This is a genomic window from Mesotoga sp. B105.6.4 (genome assembly GCF_002896535.1).
Classification (GTDB): Bacteria; Thermotogota; Thermotogae; order Petrotogales; family Kosmotogaceae; genus Mesotoga.
Genome location: NZ_JWIM01000008.1, coordinates 135,750 through 153,155 on the forward strand (window position 1 = coordinate 135,750; position 17,406 = coordinate 153,155).

The 17,406-nt window shown below is 46.4% G+C and carries 18 protein-coding genes; 14 read left to right on the forward strand and 4 right to left on the reverse strand.

The annotated features are described in order from the left end of the window. The first annotated feature begins 33 nt into the window (after window positions 1-33). The 5 genes from RJ60_RS03585 (at window position 34) to RJ60_RS03605 (ending at window position 4,596) form a co-directional block, all read left to right on the forward strand. A complete protein-coding gene (locus RJ60_RS03585; protein WP_099828990.1) occupies window positions 34-891 on the forward strand; it encodes a carbohydrate kinase family protein in 858 nt (285 codons plus the stop codon). Window positions 892-1,064: 173 nt separating this feature from the next. Further along, window positions 1,065-2,006 (forward strand): hypothetical protein, encoded by a 942-nt coding sequence (locus RJ60_RS03590; protein ID WP_103133993.1) that lies wholly within the window; start codon window positions 1,065-1,067, stop codon window positions 2,004-2,006. Between the two features lie 213 nt (window positions 2,007-2,219). Then, the gene (locus tag RJ60_RS03595) at window positions 2,220-3,119 is read left to right on the forward strand and encodes a tyrosine-type recombinase/integrase (RefSeq protein ID WP_103133994.1); all 900 of its coding nucleotides are present in this window, start codon (window positions 2,220-2,222) and stop codon (window positions 3,117-3,119) included. A 26-nt stretch (window positions 3,120-3,145) separates the two neighbouring features. Further along, window positions 3,146-3,901, forward strand: coding sequence for a PHP domain-containing protein (locus RJ60_RS03600; RefSeq protein WP_258006166.1), 756 nt, complete (start codon window positions 3,146-3,148; stop codon window positions 3,899-3,901). Further along, window positions 3,898-4,596 (forward strand): DUF2461 domain-containing protein, encoded by a 699-nt coding sequence (locus tag RJ60_RS03605; protein WP_103133996.1) that lies wholly within the window; start codon window positions 3,898-3,900, stop codon window positions 4,594-4,596. Before RJ60_RS03600 ends, RJ60_RS03605 begins: the two co-directional genes overlap by 4 nt. Before the next feature lie 254 nt (window positions 4,597-4,850). Here RJ60_RS03605 and wecB read toward each other — a convergent pair whose 3' ends face one another. Beyond that, the gene (gene wecB / locus RJ60_RS03615) at window positions 4,851-5,957 is read right to left on the reverse strand and encodes a non-hydrolyzing UDP-N-acetylglucosamine 2-epimerase (RefSeq protein ID WP_103134090.1); all 1,107 of its coding nucleotides are present in this window, start codon (window positions 5,955-5,957) and stop codon (window positions 4,851-4,853) included. Window positions 5,958-6,111: 154 nt separating this feature from the next. On the opposite strand from wecB, the gene murJ reads away from it, so the two are divergent. Further along, the gene (gene murJ, locus RJ60_RS03620; RefSeq protein ID WP_103133997.1) at window positions 6,112-7,620 is read left to right on the forward strand and encodes a murein biosynthesis integral membrane protein MurJ; all 1,509 of its coding nucleotides are present in this window, start codon (window positions 6,112-6,114) and stop codon (window positions 7,618-7,620) included. Between the two features lie 3 nt (window positions 7,621-7,623). Here murJ and RJ60_RS03625 read toward each other — a convergent pair whose 3' ends face one another. Then, entirely contained in the window at window positions 7,624-8,376 is a 753-nt protein-coding gene (locus tag RJ60_RS03625) for a histidinol-phosphatase HisJ family protein (RefSeq protein ID WP_103133998.1), read from the reverse strand. A 3-nt stretch (window positions 8,377-8,379) separates the two neighbouring features. Next, entirely contained in the window at window positions 8,380-8,688 is a 309-nt protein-coding gene (locus RJ60_RS03630; protein ID WP_103133999.1) for a polyhydroxyalkanoic acid system family protein, read from the reverse strand. Between the two features lie 85 nt (window positions 8,689-8,773). Here RJ60_RS03630 and RJ60_RS03635 point away from each other — a divergent pair, with 85 nt between their 5' ends. The 8 genes from RJ60_RS03635 to RJ60_RS03670 are packed head-to-tail and all read left to right on the forward strand — an operon-like array spanning window position 8,774 to window position 14,744. Continuing rightward, a complete protein-coding gene (locus tag RJ60_RS03635) occupies window positions 8,774-9,331 on the forward strand; it encodes a PolC-type DNA polymerase III (RefSeq protein ID WP_103134000.1) in 558 nt (185 codons plus the stop codon). 2 nt (window positions 9,332-9,333) lie between these two features. After that, the gene (locus RJ60_RS03640; protein WP_103134001.1) at window positions 9,334-10,620 is read left to right on the forward strand and encodes a PhoH family protein; all 1,287 of its coding nucleotides are present in this window, start codon (window positions 9,334-9,336) and stop codon (window positions 10,618-10,620) included. Window positions 10,621-10,629: 9 nt separating this feature from the next. Further along, entirely contained in the window at window positions 10,630-10,872 is a 243-nt protein-coding gene (locus RJ60_RS03645) for a DUF4911 domain-containing protein (RefSeq protein ID WP_103134002.1), read from the forward strand. Beyond that, window positions 10,850-11,902, forward strand: coding sequence for a YqeG family HAD IIIA-type phosphatase (locus RJ60_RS03650; RefSeq protein WP_103134003.1), 1,053 nt, complete (start codon window positions 10,850-10,852; stop codon window positions 11,900-11,902). The genes RJ60_RS03645 and RJ60_RS03650 overlap by 23 nt, the downstream gene beginning before the upstream one ends. Further along, a complete protein-coding gene (locus RJ60_RS03655) occupies window positions 11,899-13,005 on the forward strand; it encodes a GTPase (RefSeq protein ID WP_103134004.1) in 1,107 nt (368 codons plus the stop codon). Before RJ60_RS03650 ends, RJ60_RS03655 begins: the two co-directional genes overlap by 4 nt. 14 nt (window positions 13,006-13,019) lie before the next feature. After that, window positions 13,020-13,613, forward strand: a complete 594-nt coding sequence (pduL, locus tag RJ60_RS03660; protein WP_099829004.1) for a phosphate propanoyltransferase — start codon at window positions 13,020-13,022, stop codon at window positions 13,611-13,613. Next, on the forward strand, window positions 13,613-14,407 hold the full coding sequence (locus RJ60_RS03665; protein WP_099829005.1) for a DUF72 domain-containing protein: 795 nt from the start codon (window positions 13,613-13,615) through the stop codon (window positions 14,405-14,407). Before pduL ends, RJ60_RS03665 begins: the two co-directional genes overlap by 1 nt. A gap of 7 nt (window positions 14,408-14,414) precedes the next feature. Further along, a complete protein-coding gene (locus RJ60_RS03670; RefSeq protein ID WP_099829006.1) occupies window positions 14,415-14,744 on the forward strand; it encodes a hypothetical protein in 330 nt (109 codons plus the stop codon). Between the two features lie 28 nt (window positions 14,745-14,772). Here RJ60_RS03670 and glgP read toward each other — a convergent pair whose 3' ends face one another. Beyond that, window positions 14,773-17,340: an alpha-glucan family phosphorylase gene (gene glgP, locus RJ60_RS03675; protein ID WP_103134005.1), complete on the reverse strand. Its 2,568-nt coding sequence runs from the start codon at window positions 17,338-17,340 to the stop codon at window positions 14,773-14,775. Between the last annotated feature and the right edge of the window lie 66 nt (window positions 17,341-17,406).

Here is a 17,406-nt window from a genome sequence, read left to right on the forward strand (position 1 = left end):
AGCCAAAATTACCTAAAGAGTTGAGGTTAGAATATGAGATTATCTGTGGTTGGCAATGTGAATATAGATCTCAGCGCCTTCATCAACGAAAGTAAAAATGTTGAAGAGAACAGGATTAAGGAAATGATGTTCACTATCGGAGGAAGTGCGGCAAACACGGCAATCATGTTGAGTAGGTTGAGAAAGAACGTGTTTTTGCAGGGTGCAGTGGGGACTGATCGGTTCGGCGACATGGCAATAGAGGCTTTGACAAGAGAAGGGGTGGATATTCGGTATCTAGCTCGAATAGAAGGAAAGACGGGATTCTGTTTCTCCGCAGTTTCTACAGACGGCCAAAGACACCTGTTCACATACAGGGGTGTTAATGAAGTCAATTATCCTGTTGATGTATCCTCTGACTTCTACCATTTTGGGGGGATAGCCCCCGATCAAGTTATCAATCTCTTGAAGGAGATCCGTGAGCCGAGGTTTTCTTATAACCCGGGAGGGATAGTGACCTTTGAAAGAGGTGCAGAAGTTGCTGATCTTGCTGCGCAATGCGAAGTGCTTCTTGTTAACAAGAGCGAATGGCTACATCTTAGAGGCTTTTTGAAGACTGAGCCAAAAGTTGTTGTGGTTACTCTTGGAGCGGAGGGAGCAAAGATCAGTGACGGGAAACGCGTAGACGCCTTTCCCACAGAGGTAGTAGATACAACGGGAGCGGGAGACTCTTTCAACGCAGGATTCTTGCATGCATATCTTTCCGGTAGGACGGAAACAGAATGCTTGAAGACAGGAAATTTGCTTGCATCTATGGTTGTTGCCAGACCTGGAGCTAGTCCATTCTTTTCGTATTCGGATATACAACGATTAGCTAGTAAATATAACATTGTAGTCGATATGCTAGTATAATACCGTATACGCGTTGTTAATAGTGCCTTGCAACGTTTGATTTATGTAATAAAGTATAGCAATATACAGCTCTCTATAAGTAGTATATATTTGCATACAAATTTAGAACATGTATATATAAACAATGTAACTCGTGATTGTTTTTGTGTTAGTATAATGTAAGAGGTGATACTATGCCAGCACAGATTGCATCTGTCGATGTTGTGAGGATACTTGGCAAGCTCAGTGATGAAGGTGGAGAGCATTCAAGTAGGAGCAGGTTCATTAGAGAGTTCCTTTCGAAATACAAGACACCGGAGATGGTAATTAGTGATATTGACGGGCTGCTGGAAGCCTACCCCACATTCAAAGGCGATTCTGAGAGTCTTGGGAGAGCGTTTGCAGATCTGGTCAACAGACTGGCCGAGATCTCCGGCTTTTCTGTGGATTACGTCAAATACTCAGGCAGAGAGAAGATCACGGGTATCTGGAAGGTCGGGGAGGATATACAGATAAGAGTAGCCGCCATCATCTGCGCCAGCTTCGAAGAAGCAAAGGGTGTAGCCAGAAATGCGCTGCTCATACTGCCTGAGGCTATCGACCTGGGTAGGCCCTTCGTGACTGTGGGACGCCTGGGAATGTTGTTCGCGATGATAGAGCAGATTGAGCTTCCTGTAAGTTCGGTAGCCTCGATTCTTGTAACTGACGATGACTACGACAAAAGGATATCTTCGTTTATGGAGCTGATGCTTCTTGCCTTCAAAAAGGAACTCGCTCGAAAGCCGCAAGTCTCTCTTCAGAAGGAGTGGACAAAAGAGGAACTGGAAGACTTCATTATGAACAGATTGAAACTTCCTACAGTTGGCATGTTGTTCTCCTTGCTCGATTCTCCGATGGTCGGAGACGATCTGGTGGGGAAAATAAACGAGTTTCTGGAGATGAACGAGAGCGAACTGGTCAAAGGACCAATGGCGTTGGGCGCTATAATGGGAGCTCTTTCAAAACACTACTCGGGAATCAAGGAAGAGCTTGTGGTGCGAGAGGGAAAGAGGTATAGACTTGCAGATAAATACAGAGCTATAATATCGGAAATCAGAGCGGGCTTTGAGAGAGCATTACAGACAAATACTCGTTAAACGGCTCTTAGCGCTCGTTTCTTGCTGTTTGGATAGTACAAGATGCATCCTGTCAAAAAAATGCGTTACAGGGCAATATACGAGATGTAATTCTATAATGCGCCTCTAATAAGACTTACAGAACACCGTATAGAGAATGAGCTGTGTTATAATACAATATATGAGTCATAATGACTATTATGACTCATAATGTAGGACAATTTGGGGGTATGTATGGAGTTTGTCGAAGCCGTCGAGAGATTCAAGGACAATATGGAATATGTTAGGAATATGTCATTCAACACCATCGCAGCATATCTTTCGGATCTTCACCACTTTCAGTTGTTTCTAGAGAGTCATAATACAGATTTTAAAGAGGTGAAGAGAAGAGACATCGAACTTTTCGTGAAGGAGTATTCTCAGGGTAAGTACTCCAGGAAGAGGCCTTCAGCAACTACCGTCTCGAGGAACCTCTCAACTATTAGGTCATTCTATACATTTCTTTATATAAGCGGTACGGTTGGCAAGGTCCCTACGAAGCTCATAAAGAACCCTAAGACGAGACGCAGGATCCCCGACTACATAAGTCATGATGAGGTAATGAAGATCATATCGTCTTTCAAGGAAACCAATCTTGGCAAGAGAAACAAGGCTATTGTGGCGGTGATGTACTTCTGTGGACTGAGAGTCAGCGAAGTATGCAAACTAAGACTCGGTGATCTTAGGATGGGTAATTCGCCAGCTGTAAGAATACTGAGCGGAAAGGGAAATAGAGACAGGGAGGTTCCTCTGAACGATCAGGTCCTTGCCATAATTAAGGATTACCTCCAGATAAGGAAGGATTTCCCCCTTAGCGAGTATGAGGATCATGTCTTTATCGGGACCCGTGGGGAGCCGATGGCGAGGAACGTTATTCCAAAAGTACTGAATACACAAGTAAAACTTGTATATCCAGAGAAACGAGTCACTCCGCATATATTCAGACATAGTTTTGCTACACAACTTCTACAAAAAGGAGCAAGTATAAAAACAGTACAGGAATTACTGGGCCATGCTAATCTTTCTACAACTAGTATATATTTGCATATAACCGACAGAGAAAAGAGAGCGGCTGTACAATTGCTTTCTGATTAATATGCTAGTATAGATTGCGGAGTCTTATGATGATAGATATTCACAATCATACAATTTTCTCAGACGGAAGGAATACGGTCGAGGAAGTTATTCAGTCGGCTTCACTCAAAGGGCTTCATGTCGTCGGCATATCAGATCACTTCGACCCTTACGTCTCTCAGGAAGTCTGCTTGCAGCCCGAAGAAACGGGGGGCTATCTGAAGGAGATCAAGAGCTTTGAGGGGAAGTTTCCCATCAAGATACTTGCCGGGCTTGAACTGGGTCTTCAGTCCCAGGGTATTCTCTTGCCTTTTGAGGAGATGGATTTCTTCATCTACTCAGTCCACACGGTTCCGGGAAGGCCAGATCTGAAGACTCTTGAGGACCCTTGGGATATCTACCTTCGCGAGGCGACTCTAGCAGTTGATTTGATCGAGAAACCGGGTTTTCTTGGCCATCTCGATTTCCTCAGAAGGCATATTCCTTACGCAAAGCCTCCTAGATCCGGACCGCAGATGGATCAGCTGCTTATGAAGCTGGTATCCTGTCATGTGGGGCTTGAAGTCAATACTTCGGGCTGGATGTACGGAATCGGAGACCCTACCCCTCAATCATGGGTGATAGAGAGATACCTCGAACTCGGAGGACGTCTACTGACTATAGGCTCTGACTCTCATAGAGCATATCAGGTGGGGAGCTACAGTTCACAGGCCGTTTCTCTTCTATATAAGCTTGGAGTTAAAGAGGTATTCTACTGTGAGAAAGGTAGTTACGTTTCCCACTCGATTGCGGAGGCGAGATGAGCGAAAGACAGTTCACGGGATTTTCAGGTGAGACCATTTCATTTCTCATGGATCTCGGGATGAACAACAACCGTTCCTGGATGGATAAAAACCGTGATCGGTATCGTGTGTGCTTGCTTGAACCCTTCAAGGCACTTGTAAGTGAACTTGCGCCCTTCATGGAAAGGCTAGATCCCTTTGTGGAAGTGAGACCTCAGGTTGGAAAGACCATAAGCAGAATAAGTCGGGATGCAAGGCGCAACAAGGGAAAGCCTCCCTACAGAACCAATATGTGGTTCACTTTCAGGGTGCCAGGGCCCGACTGGAAGGACTCTCCCGGATACTTTTTTGAGCTCTTTCCCGACAGATACCGGTACGGTATGGGATTCTACTTCCCATCTCGAGAGACTATGAGTAAGATCCATGAAGAAATAGCGAAGAATCCATCGAGGTTTACAGAAAAGACTCGTATTCTGAGAGAGAGCGATTTCTCGGTTTTCGGAGAGAAGTACAAGAGAAGACGGAAAAGAGAAGGAGTCTCCGAAGAGCTGCTCGAATGGTTTCAATATAGAGACTTCTACATCGCTGCCAATCGGGAGATAGACGACGTTTTAATGACTTCAGCGTTAGTTGATCATCTGAAGATAAAATTCTCTTCACTTTCAGAGCTGTACGAATACTTCTGGGAGCTTAAGATGAAAGCAATCGAGGATTAGCAGTCGGTAAATGGATCTACAGGTTTTTACAGAGGTGATCAGAGATCCTTTTTGACGCAGTACCATAGAGCTGCTCGAATGGTTTCAATATAGAGACTTCTACATCGCTGCCAACCGGGAGATAGACGACATTCTAATGACTTCAGCGTTAGTTGATCATCTGAAGATAAAATTCTCTTCACTTTCAGAGCTGTACGAATACTTCTGGGAGCTTAAGATGAAAGCAATCGAGGATTAGCAGTCGGTAAATGGATCTACAGGTTTTTACAGAGGTGATCAGAGATCCTTTTTGACGCAGTACCATCTCCGAACGGATTTCTAGCCTTCGCCATACGCTCATATTCCCGTGAATCGCTGAGAAGTCTCATTGTCTCCATGAAGACGGCTTCTCTACTTGTTCCTACAAGCTTGGCAGTACCTGCTTCGATCGCTTCTGGTCTCTCCGTTGTGCGCCTCAGTACCAATGTCGGCTTTCCAAGAGCAGGGGCCTCTTCCTGGATTCCGCCAGAGTCCGTCAGTATGAGCTTTGATTTCTCCATCAAAGAAATGAAGGGAAGGTAATCGAGCGGATCAGTCAAGACTACCCTGTCGTGTTCTTCAAGCTCCGGATAGACGACTTCTCTGACGGCAGGATTGAGATGAACCGGAAAGACAACTTTCATCCGGGGGAACTCGTTGAGGACATCCTTTATTGCTTTCATAACTTCCTGCATCGGTCTTCCCCAGTTTTCCCTTCTGTGCATGGTTACTAGAATGTAGTCATCACCCTCCACACCAAGCGCTTCTCTGAAGCTCGAAGTAAGCCTGGACTTGTTGCTTGTTACCCACAGCAGGGCATCGATGACAGTATTGCCTGTAACAAGCATGTTTTCTTCAGGCACTCCTTCTTTAAGCAGGTTCAGCTTTGATTTCTCAGTTGGTGGATAGTGGTACGTTGAAATGACTCCGTTGAGCCTTCTGTTGACTTCTTCAGGAAAGGGATCGTAAACGTTGGCGGTCCTCAGCCCCGCTTCAACATGACCAACTGGGATCTTATGATAGAAAGATACCAGGGCGCCCGTGAAAGTAGATGTGGTATCACCCTGAACGAGCGTTGCATCAAACTTGTTTTGCGAATATATCTCGTCGAGTTTTTCGATCAGTCTGGAAGTAAGGCCCGAAAGAGACTGCCTTTGTTGCATGATATTCAGATCAAAGTCGGGTTCTATGCCGAAGAGTGAGAGAACCTGATCGAGCATCTCTCTGTGCTGGGCCGTAGCAATTACAACAGGCCTAAGAGAGGAATTCTTCAGCGCCAGATAGACAGGAGCCATCTTCACTGCCTCCGGTCTGGTTCCGAATATCAGAGCTACCTTTTTCATACTCATCAGCCTTGGGGCTTTCCCTCCTTAGGATCATTCGTAATAGCCATGCTCAGTATATCATAGTTATCAACTTGGCTCGTGACTGGATATCTGAGACTTCTCTCCTATCCAATCCTTCGACCATGTATTATAATCTTCTCTGGAGGTTTCTATGACGGCTAGCACGGTCAGAAGCACGGCTCTTTTTGCAATAGCAACGTTGTTATCAAGAATTACGGGTCTCGTCAGAGACTCCCTTTTTGCCAGCTATTTCGGCACGTCGGCTCAGTACGACGCATATTTAGTTGCGATCATGATTCCCTTCTTTCTCAGAAAGATCTTTGCAGATGGAGCGATGACGATGGCTTTCGTTCCAGTATTCAACGAGAAGCTGAAGAGCTCGAGAGAGAGAGCTTTTATGTTCGCTTCTACCGTTCTCATATTCGTAGTTATTGTCTCGGGCGCGATTTCAGCAGCGGGAAGCATATTCTCTGACGGGGTTGCCTCTGTCTTTGCCGGAGGTTTCGATCAATCAGCACTTGAACTGACCTCTCAACTTATAAGGATTTCCTTTCCGTTTATTGTACTAGTATCTCTTTGGGCAGTCTACTGCGGTGTTCTCAACAGTCTCGATGCCTTTTTCATTGCGGCAGTCTCACCAATGTTCATAAATCTCTCGACGATCGCTGGAATTTTGCTTTCAGGAAGGTTCTCAACTCCAATTGTCGGTCCTACGATCGGATTTCTTGTCGGAGGAGTCATCCAGCTCGGCGTGGTCGCTCTCTCCGCAAGATCAAAGGGTTTTGTCTTCAAGCCGGGCTACAACAAAAGCGATGTCAGGGAGTTCCTGCTCCTGTTCCTTTTTTCTGCGATTTCCCCGGCGATCAACGAAATCAACTCCTTTGTCGATATTAGAGTGTCAACTGAGCTTGGGAGGGGAGCCGTATCGAGTCTTGGATACGCCCAGCGGCTCTATCAGCTTCCTCTAGGCGTCTTCGCAATCGCGGTGGCCACGGTAGCGCTTCCGAAACTTTCAAAACTTACCGGAGAAGGTTCTAAAGAGAAATTCAGGAGTTCTCTATGGGACGCGTTAACCGTTCTCGCCTTTTTGATTATCCCCTCAACACTGGGACTTCTTGTTCTCGGCGAAGGGATTGTCCGTATTCTGTTTGAGAGAGGTTCGTTCACTCCTGCAGATACGGCCTTAACCACAGCCCTCCTTTACGGGTACACTCTGGGACTTCCTTTCTATGGATCTTACGGTGTTCTATCAAGGGCATATTATGCAAGGAAGAGCCCCAGGACGCCCACAATAATCTCTGCGATCATGGTTGGTGTGAATGTGGTTCTCGATATATTGCTCGGTTTTACAATAGGACCTTTGGGTGTGGCATTAGCGACAAGTATTGCGGGAATTGTCGGTACAGTCATCGTATCGGCAGCACTCCTCAGATGGACCGGATATGAAAAGGCGAAGGTAACGGCCATGCTGAAAATCATCGTTGCTTCTCTTGTCATGTCCGGACTAATGCTTTTTGGGAAGGCAGTCTTTGGAACGGGATCTATTTCAACGTTGATAACTCTGACTGCAGGGACCGCAGTGTACTTTCTATTTATAAGAATTCTCGGGCTTGGTAACTTAATGAAATTCAAGAATCTGCTGAGAGGAAGAGAAAGTTAGTCTCTAGATCTCCTGGAGCTGGATGGGAACATACTCCATCCTTTCACAGTAGAAGATCTCTTCTACGCCAATCTCCTTTAGCAAAGAGACGGCGTCGTGTATGTAGCTGCCAACGTCCTCCTTGCGGTGAGAATCCGACCCGGCAGTTATGACCCTTCCCCCAAGAGAAACATACCTCTCCACGATCCAGCGCTGCGGGCTCGGTTCTTTGTACGGGTACCGCCAGCCGGATGTGTTAATCTCTATTCCGATTCCAACTCGAATAAGCCTTTTCAGTAATTCGTCCAGAAGAATTCGATTATCAAGAGGTCTATGACCTGGAATATACCTTCTCAGAAAATCTATGTGACCGAAGAAGCCTGGCCTCTCTATTTCCGAAATCGCCTCGATAGCCTCTTCCAGGTAGAGCGTCCAAAGGTTCTCTACCGAAAGATCAGTTACTCCCGGTACTCCATGTACCGAATAGATGAAGTAATCGAAGTCTCCATCAGGCGGTATCTTAGCGCATGACTGGAGACCTACTTCAAGTCCGGATAGAACCTTTATGTTCGACTTCTCTTTTAGGCTGGAGAGACTCTCCAGATAGCCCTCCGGATCCTTGAGCCTGTAGCTGAATGGGAAAGAAGTGTCGAGATCGTCATGATCGGAGATGCCTATCACTTTCAAGCCCTTTCCAGCGGCTTCTTTCACGATCTCTTCTATAGGCGTGTCGCTGTCTGGAGAAAACAAGCTATGATTGTGAAGATCTATCGGCAATTCTCAGTCACCGTCACTTAGAAGCTTCTCAAGTTCTGCCTTCAATGTCTTTTCGATCTTCCCTCTGAATACGGCTAGAGAAACGGGAAGAGTTCCACTAACAGATACTTCGCTTTCAGTGACATTCAAATAGCCATCGGTCTTAATCCCTGCCGCTTTCAGATGAAACTCGAGAAAATCATCTTTCCAGGACGAATCCAGAGTGAACTTCCCTTCATAATCACTCTTAAGCTCTTCGATTCTTCTCATTAACTTCTTCTTGGCGTTCTTACTGCCCAGATCATGATTTACAGTTACTGATAGCTCTTTCAATTGGATCACCTCACTCAATTGTATAGTAAACAAGTGGTCAGGAGTGTAAGCAGTTCTCATGGTAAAATTTTACGGAGGGTTTGAAATGAAGAAGATCTACTTAGTCATTGACACAGAGACCACCGGGTCCAGTCCGCTCTCTGGTGATAGAATTCTCGAAATAGCGGCGATCCCGGTGTATGGGAACAAAATCCTGCACAATCTCTCATTCCAGTCTCTTGTGAATCCACTTGTTATGATACCGGCGCAAATAACAGGGATTCATGGACTGAAGAACGAAGATGTGTCGGAAGAGCCCACTATGGCAGAGGTCTTTCCAAGATTTCGCGACTATGTTGGTGGGGCGACACTCGTGGGACACAACATCGTGAACGATATGACTTTCTTCGATATCGCATCGAAGGAAACGGGAGTGCTGCCACTTGTAAACAACTATATAGACACGATTGACATCGCTCATGAGGTTTTTTTCGAAGGTCCATACAGCCTCACCAATATTGCCAAGAGATTGAAGATAAGAGATGTTCCTACTCACAGAGCTATGGACGATGCGAGGGTAACAGCGAAGGTCTTCCTTGCCTTGGCTAGGAGACTGGGCGGAGTATTCGAAATGATCAAGTATGAAAAGAAGTGGAGGGGTTAGGTTTGATTAAGGATTTCATTCTCGACACCAACGTTCTGGTTCACGATCCGTATTGCTTTGTTAATTTCGAGGACAATAACATTATTATCCCCTTTCCCGTTCTGGAAGAGATAGATAAACTGAAGAAGAACTCAGGTTCTGTCGGTCAGAATGCAAGGAAGGTTAACAGGTTTCTCGATTCCTTAAGATCAAAAGGGAGACTCACAGAGGGGATAAGGCTTGAATCAGGAGGTACACTGCGTATTGCAGTGTTCAACGAATTCAAGAGCAAGCTGCCGCCTTTTGCTGCAAACGACTACAAAGACAACGCCATTCTGCTTTACATGATGGAGCTTAATCTCGTAGAGAAACTACCTGTCATTTTAGTCAGCAAAGACATAAACATGCGAGTAAAGGCAGATATTATGGGACTTAAAGCAGAAGACTATTTGCATGACAAGGTAGAGATCGACGACAAGCTTTCAGGCATAACGACAGTAGATGATGCTTCTCTCAGGGATGAATTCATAAATAAGGACGAGCTGTCAACTGGAAGACTGCCAGAACCTGTCGGGGCGAATGAGTTTGTCGATTTCGGACGAGAGATTTTCGGAAGAGTTGTACCGGACGGGAAGAAGATAGTTCCTCTTGAAGTATCGATGGAGTCTGGCAGTTGGGGTATAAAACCGAGAAACCGCGAGCAGATGATGGCAATGGAGCTTCTGTTGGACGATAGCGTAAGGGTCGTGTTCATACCTGGAATGGCTGGCACCGGAAAGACTCTAATCTCTCTTGCTTGCGGCTTGAGAAAAGTAGTGGATGAGAAGAAGTACGAGAGGCTCCTGGTGGCAAGGCCGATCATTCCAATGGGCCAGGACATCGGCTATCTTCCCGGTTCGATGGAAGAGAAGATCAACCCGTGGATGACTCCCATATACGACAATCTCTATATGTTGTTCAACAACCGCCACATGGACCTGAATGCCTTCATGAAGAAGGAAGAGCAACTTCAGGTAGAGGTTTTAAGTTACATTAGGGGGAGGTCCATTCCCAATCAATACTTCATCATCGATGAAGCCCAGAATCTTTCGCCTCACGAAATCAAGACGATTATTACGAGGGTGGGCGAAAACACGAAGATAGTCGTGATCGGCGACCCCTATCAGATTGATAATTCATACCTTGATGCATACAGTAATGGGTTGACCTACTCCGCCTCAAGGCTTACAAACAAATCGCTTGCGGGCCACGTGACCCTAACAAAGGGTGAGCGCTCTGAACTGGCGAGTCTGGCTGCCGAGCTGCTGTGAGGTTGTCGGATGAATGAAGCACTGGAGTATGATCTCTTTATTAGGATCAGGCCGGAAGACATCCACGTATTGTGTTATATTGCAGAAGCAGAAGACAATCTGATGAATATAAGGCATGTCACAGATGAAGGTCTACTCAAAATCATCGTTCCTGCTGATCTGCTGGAGGAACTCAAGAGTTTCCTTCAGAGTATCAAGAAGCGGATAGATTTGGAAGTGGTGGAGATTCGTGCGAATCCTGGACATACTTGATAGTGCCGTACCAAACGACAAAGCCGAGAATGTGAGGAAGATAGACTACGACAAGCTCCGGAGGCTAGGTTACAACACCATTCTCTTTGACTACGACAACACGATAGCAGTCTGGAGAGAGCCGTTCGATATGAGGAATAAGTCGGTAATCGACGATCTCATAGCTGCCGGGATGAAGGTCGCTGTTGTCACAAACGGTCCGCAATCCAGAGTGAGGAACCTAAGAGACCTCTTTGGAGAAAAACTCAGGATTTATCACTCGATGAGAAAGCCCGGTACCAAGGAACTCCGGAAGGTTCTGAGCGATATGAAGTCGCGGCCTGAGAAGACGGTAATAATAGGAGACCTTTTCTTCACAGATATTATTGCGGGGAACAGAATGGGGATGTATTCGATCTTGGTGGCACCACTGGTCGATATTAGCCAGAAGTGGTATAAGAGGCTTCTGGGGACGATGACGATTGCAGCTTATTTTGTCTTCTTCTTCAGTATTGGCTGGATCTTCAGAACGGGAAGGCTGGCCACGCCTCATTTGTTTGCCGAAGGCGTTATGGACATTGATTTTGATGCGTTGAAGGAGTCCGGTTATAAACTTGTGATCTTCGATTTCGACAATACCCTTGAGCCCTGGGGAGCAAGCTCGGTCTCGAAGGAGAAACGGTTGCTTCTCAGCAGAGTGGAAAGACTGGGTATGGAGGTCGTTCTAATTTCAAATGGCAAGCCGGGCAGGCTCGGCAGAATCGATGATGAGCTGGATTCAATAAGGGTAATCAGCCGAGCTAGAAAGCCTCTGACATTCAAAGCGAAACGAGTGCTTAAGGACTTTGATATTCCATCATACAAGACAGTGGTAGTGGGAGACCAGCTCTTCACAGATATGATTATGGGTAATCTTCTAGGGGCGTACACAATAAAGGTCGAACCTATTTCGGAGAGAGAATTCTTCTGGACGAAGCTTGTAAGAATGGTAGAAGGTCTTCTTCTAAGCAAAATGAAAAAGCATCCAGAGGTGGAGGCGCTTGATAGATGAGATGTAGCGGATGTGGTGTGGAACTACAGCATGAAGACCCGGAAGAACTGGGATACCTACCTGAATCGGTTTTGGAATCGAGGCTCCAGGCTGGCAAGGAGATAATGTGCCGAAGGTGTTTCTTGATAAAGCACTATAGTTCTTTGCCTGAGAACGATTCCGTGTCACATACACTCGATAACCTTAACGAGTACCTGAAGCTTGCGCGAGAAGTGATTTACGTAATCGATATCTCCGATTTTGACGGCACCTACAGGAAGGATATTTCTCAACTACTCAAGAACCATTCCGTTCACTATGTTTTAAACAAGATAGATCTCCTTCCCAAAGAGGTGAAGGTTGAAGAGATAAGGGAGTGGGCGTCGGACATTATCAAAGAGCCTGTGAGCAGAGTGAGACCCGTCTCTGTACTGGGCAAGTACGGACTGAATTCGCTTTACGCCTATATGAAGTCCGCAGCGGAGGAGTTTGTCTCGATAGGAGTGACTAATGTTGGAAAGTCCTCTCTTCTGAATGGACTCATGCGTTCAGAAGAGATAATAGTGAGTCGTTTCCCAGGAACAACTGTAGAGGTAGCTTCGAAGACTCTGAAAAACTCAGCTGTGACCGTTTACGATACTCCGGGGATTTTCACGAACGACAGGTTGACGGATTTGATGAGTACCGAGGATCAGAGCAGGCTTCTTGCCAGAAAAAGACTCAAAAAATCTACTTTTCAATTTCATGATGTTCGAACGGTTTTCCTTGGCGGATTCGTGAAGATAGACGCGAAGAATCAGAGCGATCCAGTCGGGATATTTCATACTTTTGTCCCGGAGAGCGTCTCGGTGCATGAAACTAACCCGAACACCGCGGCCAATGAATGGGATAGTTGGTTCGGCGATATACTGAGACCTCCCTTTGATAGATCGAAAAGAGGTAAGTATAGATGGGAGGCTAAGGAATTCAGGCTTCGTACCGGTCAGGAGCTTCACATATGCGGCCTGGGGTGGATAAACGTAGCTAAAGGTCCACTTACAATAGTTCTAACCAGGCCTAAGAACGTAGCTCTGAAAGTGAGAAAAGGACTCGTGGGTCCTAAGAAGTTCAAGAAGAATAGATAACTGGAGGTGTTTTTGTGAAGCTGAAGCAACCTGCGATTAAAGCTGGAGTTTCGAATCGGCATTTGCATCTGAGTGAGGAAGACATCGGTAGACTCTTTGGAAGTGGTCATCAGCTCACTCCAATAAAGGATCTGGGTCAACCCGGACAGTTTGCATGTGACGAAAAAGTGATCCTTGTCGGTCCGAAGGGAGCAATAACAGGAGTGAGGGTACTGGGGCCCGCAAGAAAGGCAACACAAATAGAAGTATCCAGAACCGATGCCTTCTCTCTGGGGATCAAACCCCCGATAAAGGATTCTGGCGACCATGCCGGGACTGCCGGTCTCACGATTGTAGGACCAAAGGGGACGGTTGTACTGAACTCAGGAGTGATGCTGGCAAAAAGACACATACACATGACTCCTGAGGATGCAGAAGTCTATGGTGTGAAAGACAAGGATATCGTTATGGTTTACGCGGAAGGTGCAGGGACTAGAAGGGTAATCTTCGACGATGTTCTAGTCAGAGTACATTCCAGCTATGCGCTTGAATTCCATGTCGATGTTGACGAGGCCAACGCTGCAATAATTAACAACAACGATCCTGTATACATAATAGAGGAGCTATAGTGATCTACTTGGGAACGAGCGGATATTCATTTCCCGACTGGGTAGGAACTGCTTACCCCGAAGGAATAAGCTCTTCCCAGATGCTCAGGTATTATCACTCTGTCTGGAAGTTCAATTCTGTTGAACTGAATTTCACATACTACAGGATGCCATCGCTGAAGACGATAACAGGCATTTTACGGAAGATTCCAGGGGAGATGACTTTTTCTGTGAAGGCGCCTGGCCGGGTGACTCATGAATTATGGAAGGGTGATTCAAGGGGCCTAAGGGAAGTCTCAAGTGAGTTCTTTAGTGCTTTGCTTCCAATGAGAGAAGAGGGCAAATTGGGTCCGACTCTCTTTCAGTTCCCCTGGTCTTTCAAATTCAATGAAGGAAACGTGATGTATCTTGAAGAGGTTGCCGACTCTTTCGATCCAGAGAGTAATCTTCTCGCTTTCGAGTTCAGACACGATAGTTGGGCGAACAAGGCCACTTTTGAAGCTCTGGAGAGGATTGGCGGAATACCCGTCACGGTCGATGAACCATCTATCGGCGAGTTGTTTCCTTATATCCCCAGCGCCGGTGCCAAAGGTGCTTATTTCAGGTTCCACGGCAGAAACTCGAACTGGTTCAGAAGTAGCGGAAGCGAAAGATACAACTACGATTATTCGGAAGTTGATCTGAGAAGTTTTGCCCTCGATGTGCTAGAATTTCATAAACGTGATATGCCCGTCTATGTGTTCTTTAACAACTGCTACATGGGTAGGGCAATTCATAACGCTCTTCAATTGAGAGAAATGCTAGGAGGTGCCTGAATAGACGATGACGTTTCCTGATTATATAAATGTTGTTTTGAGGATGATAGCTGAGGGAAATGAAAGCCACGAGATTTACGAACAGCTCCAAAAGCTGGGACTAAGAGAAGCAGAGATTGCCGAAGTCTACAATGCGGTTGTCGGCATTATTTCTTCGGGTTCAGAGTCGACAGAGACCATTCTGGACGGTGAATACGACCCCAGGAAGAGAGTCTTCCTTGATGAAGAACTTAGAGCCATCATGACCGTTCCCGGTCTGTATAAGTCGCTGCTATGGGGAGCGATTTCTTCTGGAGAGTTCGAGAGAACTTTGACAGATTTCTCTATGAATAATTAAAAACCCGCCTTAAAGGCGGCGGGTTTTTTCATACAATCCATTTCGCAGCAGGTATGAAGTATCTGTCAGGCAGCTTGTCAGGGTTTGGAATTACCCTTACGGTATAGGCCAGATCGCCCTCTTCGGATACGGTGAACTTTCCTCCGTAAACGTATTCTCCATGAACGTCTTCCTTAACGAGCTTCATAGGGTACAGACTGAAACTGTCCAGCTCTCCTTCTTCGTTCATCTTTGCTACGAAGATCTCGACGAGAACTTCAGAGGGATCGAGTGTGCCCAGATAGATATTTGCCGATAGAGATATCTCCTGACCTACCTTCACTGACTTGGCTGAGGATTCTCCCTGCACGTTAGGTTTGATCCTTATGGCGTTCCAGCTGGAACTGAACTTGTCTTTCCACACGGCTGCGCTCTTGGCGAGTTTGAAGCCATCTCTTTCAGCCTCTTCAGAAAGATCTGCAGCGGGGAAATACAGATCGTTCGCATAGTCAATGACCATCCTGTGAGTATTGAATCTACTCCCAATCTCCTTTATGGAGTTCTTCATTCTTTTCGCCCATTGTCTTGCAACACCGTCTTTGTCTCTTGAGTAATAGAGAGGTATTATCTCCTTCTCCAGAGTGCTATATATCGAGACCGAGTCTATTCTGTCCTGGAGCTCATGGTCCTTGTAGTCTCTGTTGTCTCCTATGGCCCAGCCGTTTTCCCCGTTGAAGCCTTCAACCCACCAGCCATCGAGTACGCTGAAATTTAAAACGCCGTTCATGCCGGCCTTCTCACCGCTCGTTCCGCTGGCTTCGTGCGGTCTCCTCGGCGTATTGAGCCAAATGTCAACCCCGCTGACAAGATGCCTGGCGATATTCATGTCGTAGTTCTCGACGATGATTACTCTGCTCTTGAACTCGGGGGTTCTGGAAATCTCATAAAGCTTTCTTATGAGCTCCTTGCCGGGATCGTCTGCAGGATGGGCCTTTCCGGCAAAGACAAACTGGACAGGTCTTTCAGAGTTAGTGATTATTGATTTCAATCTGTTGATGTCCTTAAAGATAAGAGTTGCGCGCTTGTATGTAGCAAATCTCCTGGCAAAACCAACTGTGAGCACATTTTCGGGAAGGGCTTCCTCTACTTCCAGAAGATCTTCTATCGTCTCACCTAGTCTCATTCTCTGTTTCTTAAGCCTGCCCTGAAGAAATCCTCTTGCCCTTGACTTGAGGGACATGTGAAGCTCCCAAATCTCTTTTTCGGGAATGCTATCGACCCCTTCCCACACCTCTGGGTCGTATACCTTTTCATGCCAGCCTTCAGGCAGGTACTTGTCGAGCAACTCGACGAGGTTAGGATTGAGCCACGTCCAGATATGGACACCGTTCGTCACGTGGGTTATTGGAACCTCAACTGCGGGCAAATCCGGATATATGTGGTTCCACAGGTTTCTGCTCACTCTTCCGTGTAGCTTGCTTACGCCATTGGCGAGCGCAGACAATCTCAACGCTAGAACGGTCATGCTGAAGTGTTGGCCCCCGCCAGGAAGCTTTTCAATCCCTAGATCTATGAATTCGTCTCTTTCGGCCTTCATTTTGCTCCAGAAGTCCCGGAAGTACTTGTCAATCATGTCAAGACTGAACGTATCATTGCCTGCAGGGACCGGTGTGTGAGTTGTGAAGACACTGCTCGTCTTGACAATCATAGAAGCCGTCGAGAAATCCATTGAGTCTTTCTGAACGAGCTCTCTTATTCTTTCGACCGACAAAAAGGCGGCGTGACCCTCGTTCATATGCCAGACTTTTGGAGAGTATCCGAGCATTCTTAGGGCTCTAACTCCACCGATGCCTAACAGTATTTCCTGCTTTATTCTCATCTCGCGATCTCCACCATACAGAGTAGCCGTGATCTTTCTATCATCGGGCTCGTTCTGAGGGATATCGGTGTCGAGAAGATAAAGCGACGTTCTGCCTATGGCTGCCTTCCATATCTTAGCCCATACTTTTCTTCCGGGAAAATCAACATTCACGAACACTTCATCACCGGAAGCGTCCAGCGCAGGAATTACCGGGAAGTCTTCAAACTCATAGGAATGATACATGTTCTGCTGCCATCCAGATTCATCTATCATCTGCTCGAAGTATCCATTCCTGTACAGAAGGCCGACTGCGACGAAGTTAAGTCCTAGATCGCTTGCTGTCTTAAGATGATCACCGGCTAGGATTCCAAGGCCGCCCGAATAGATTGGAAAGGATTCATGAAAGCCATACTCCGCACAGAAGTACGCTATACACTGATTCTTTCGCTCACCATGGGCCCTTTCAAGCCAGGTGTCCTTTCCAGCAATATACTCATCGAATTGCCTTACTACGCTTTCGTACATTTCCGCGAAGTCTTTGTCTTCAGAGAGTTCATAAAGCCTGTTCTGGCTGACCCTACGAAGCAAACGCACCGGACTTCTCTTCTCCTGATACCACATCTCAGGATCCATGTATCTGAACATTTGCTGAGCAGGGTAATTCCAGCTCCACCAAAGGTTTCTCGCAATCTCTTCGAGTCTATTCAGTTTTTCCGGCAGTCTCGGTACCGCCATAACCTTTTCAAGGAAGTACATCAATATACCCTCCTAAATTCTGGTGTTATGTCCAATTATACCTTGTTAGGAACGATCTTGCTCTTT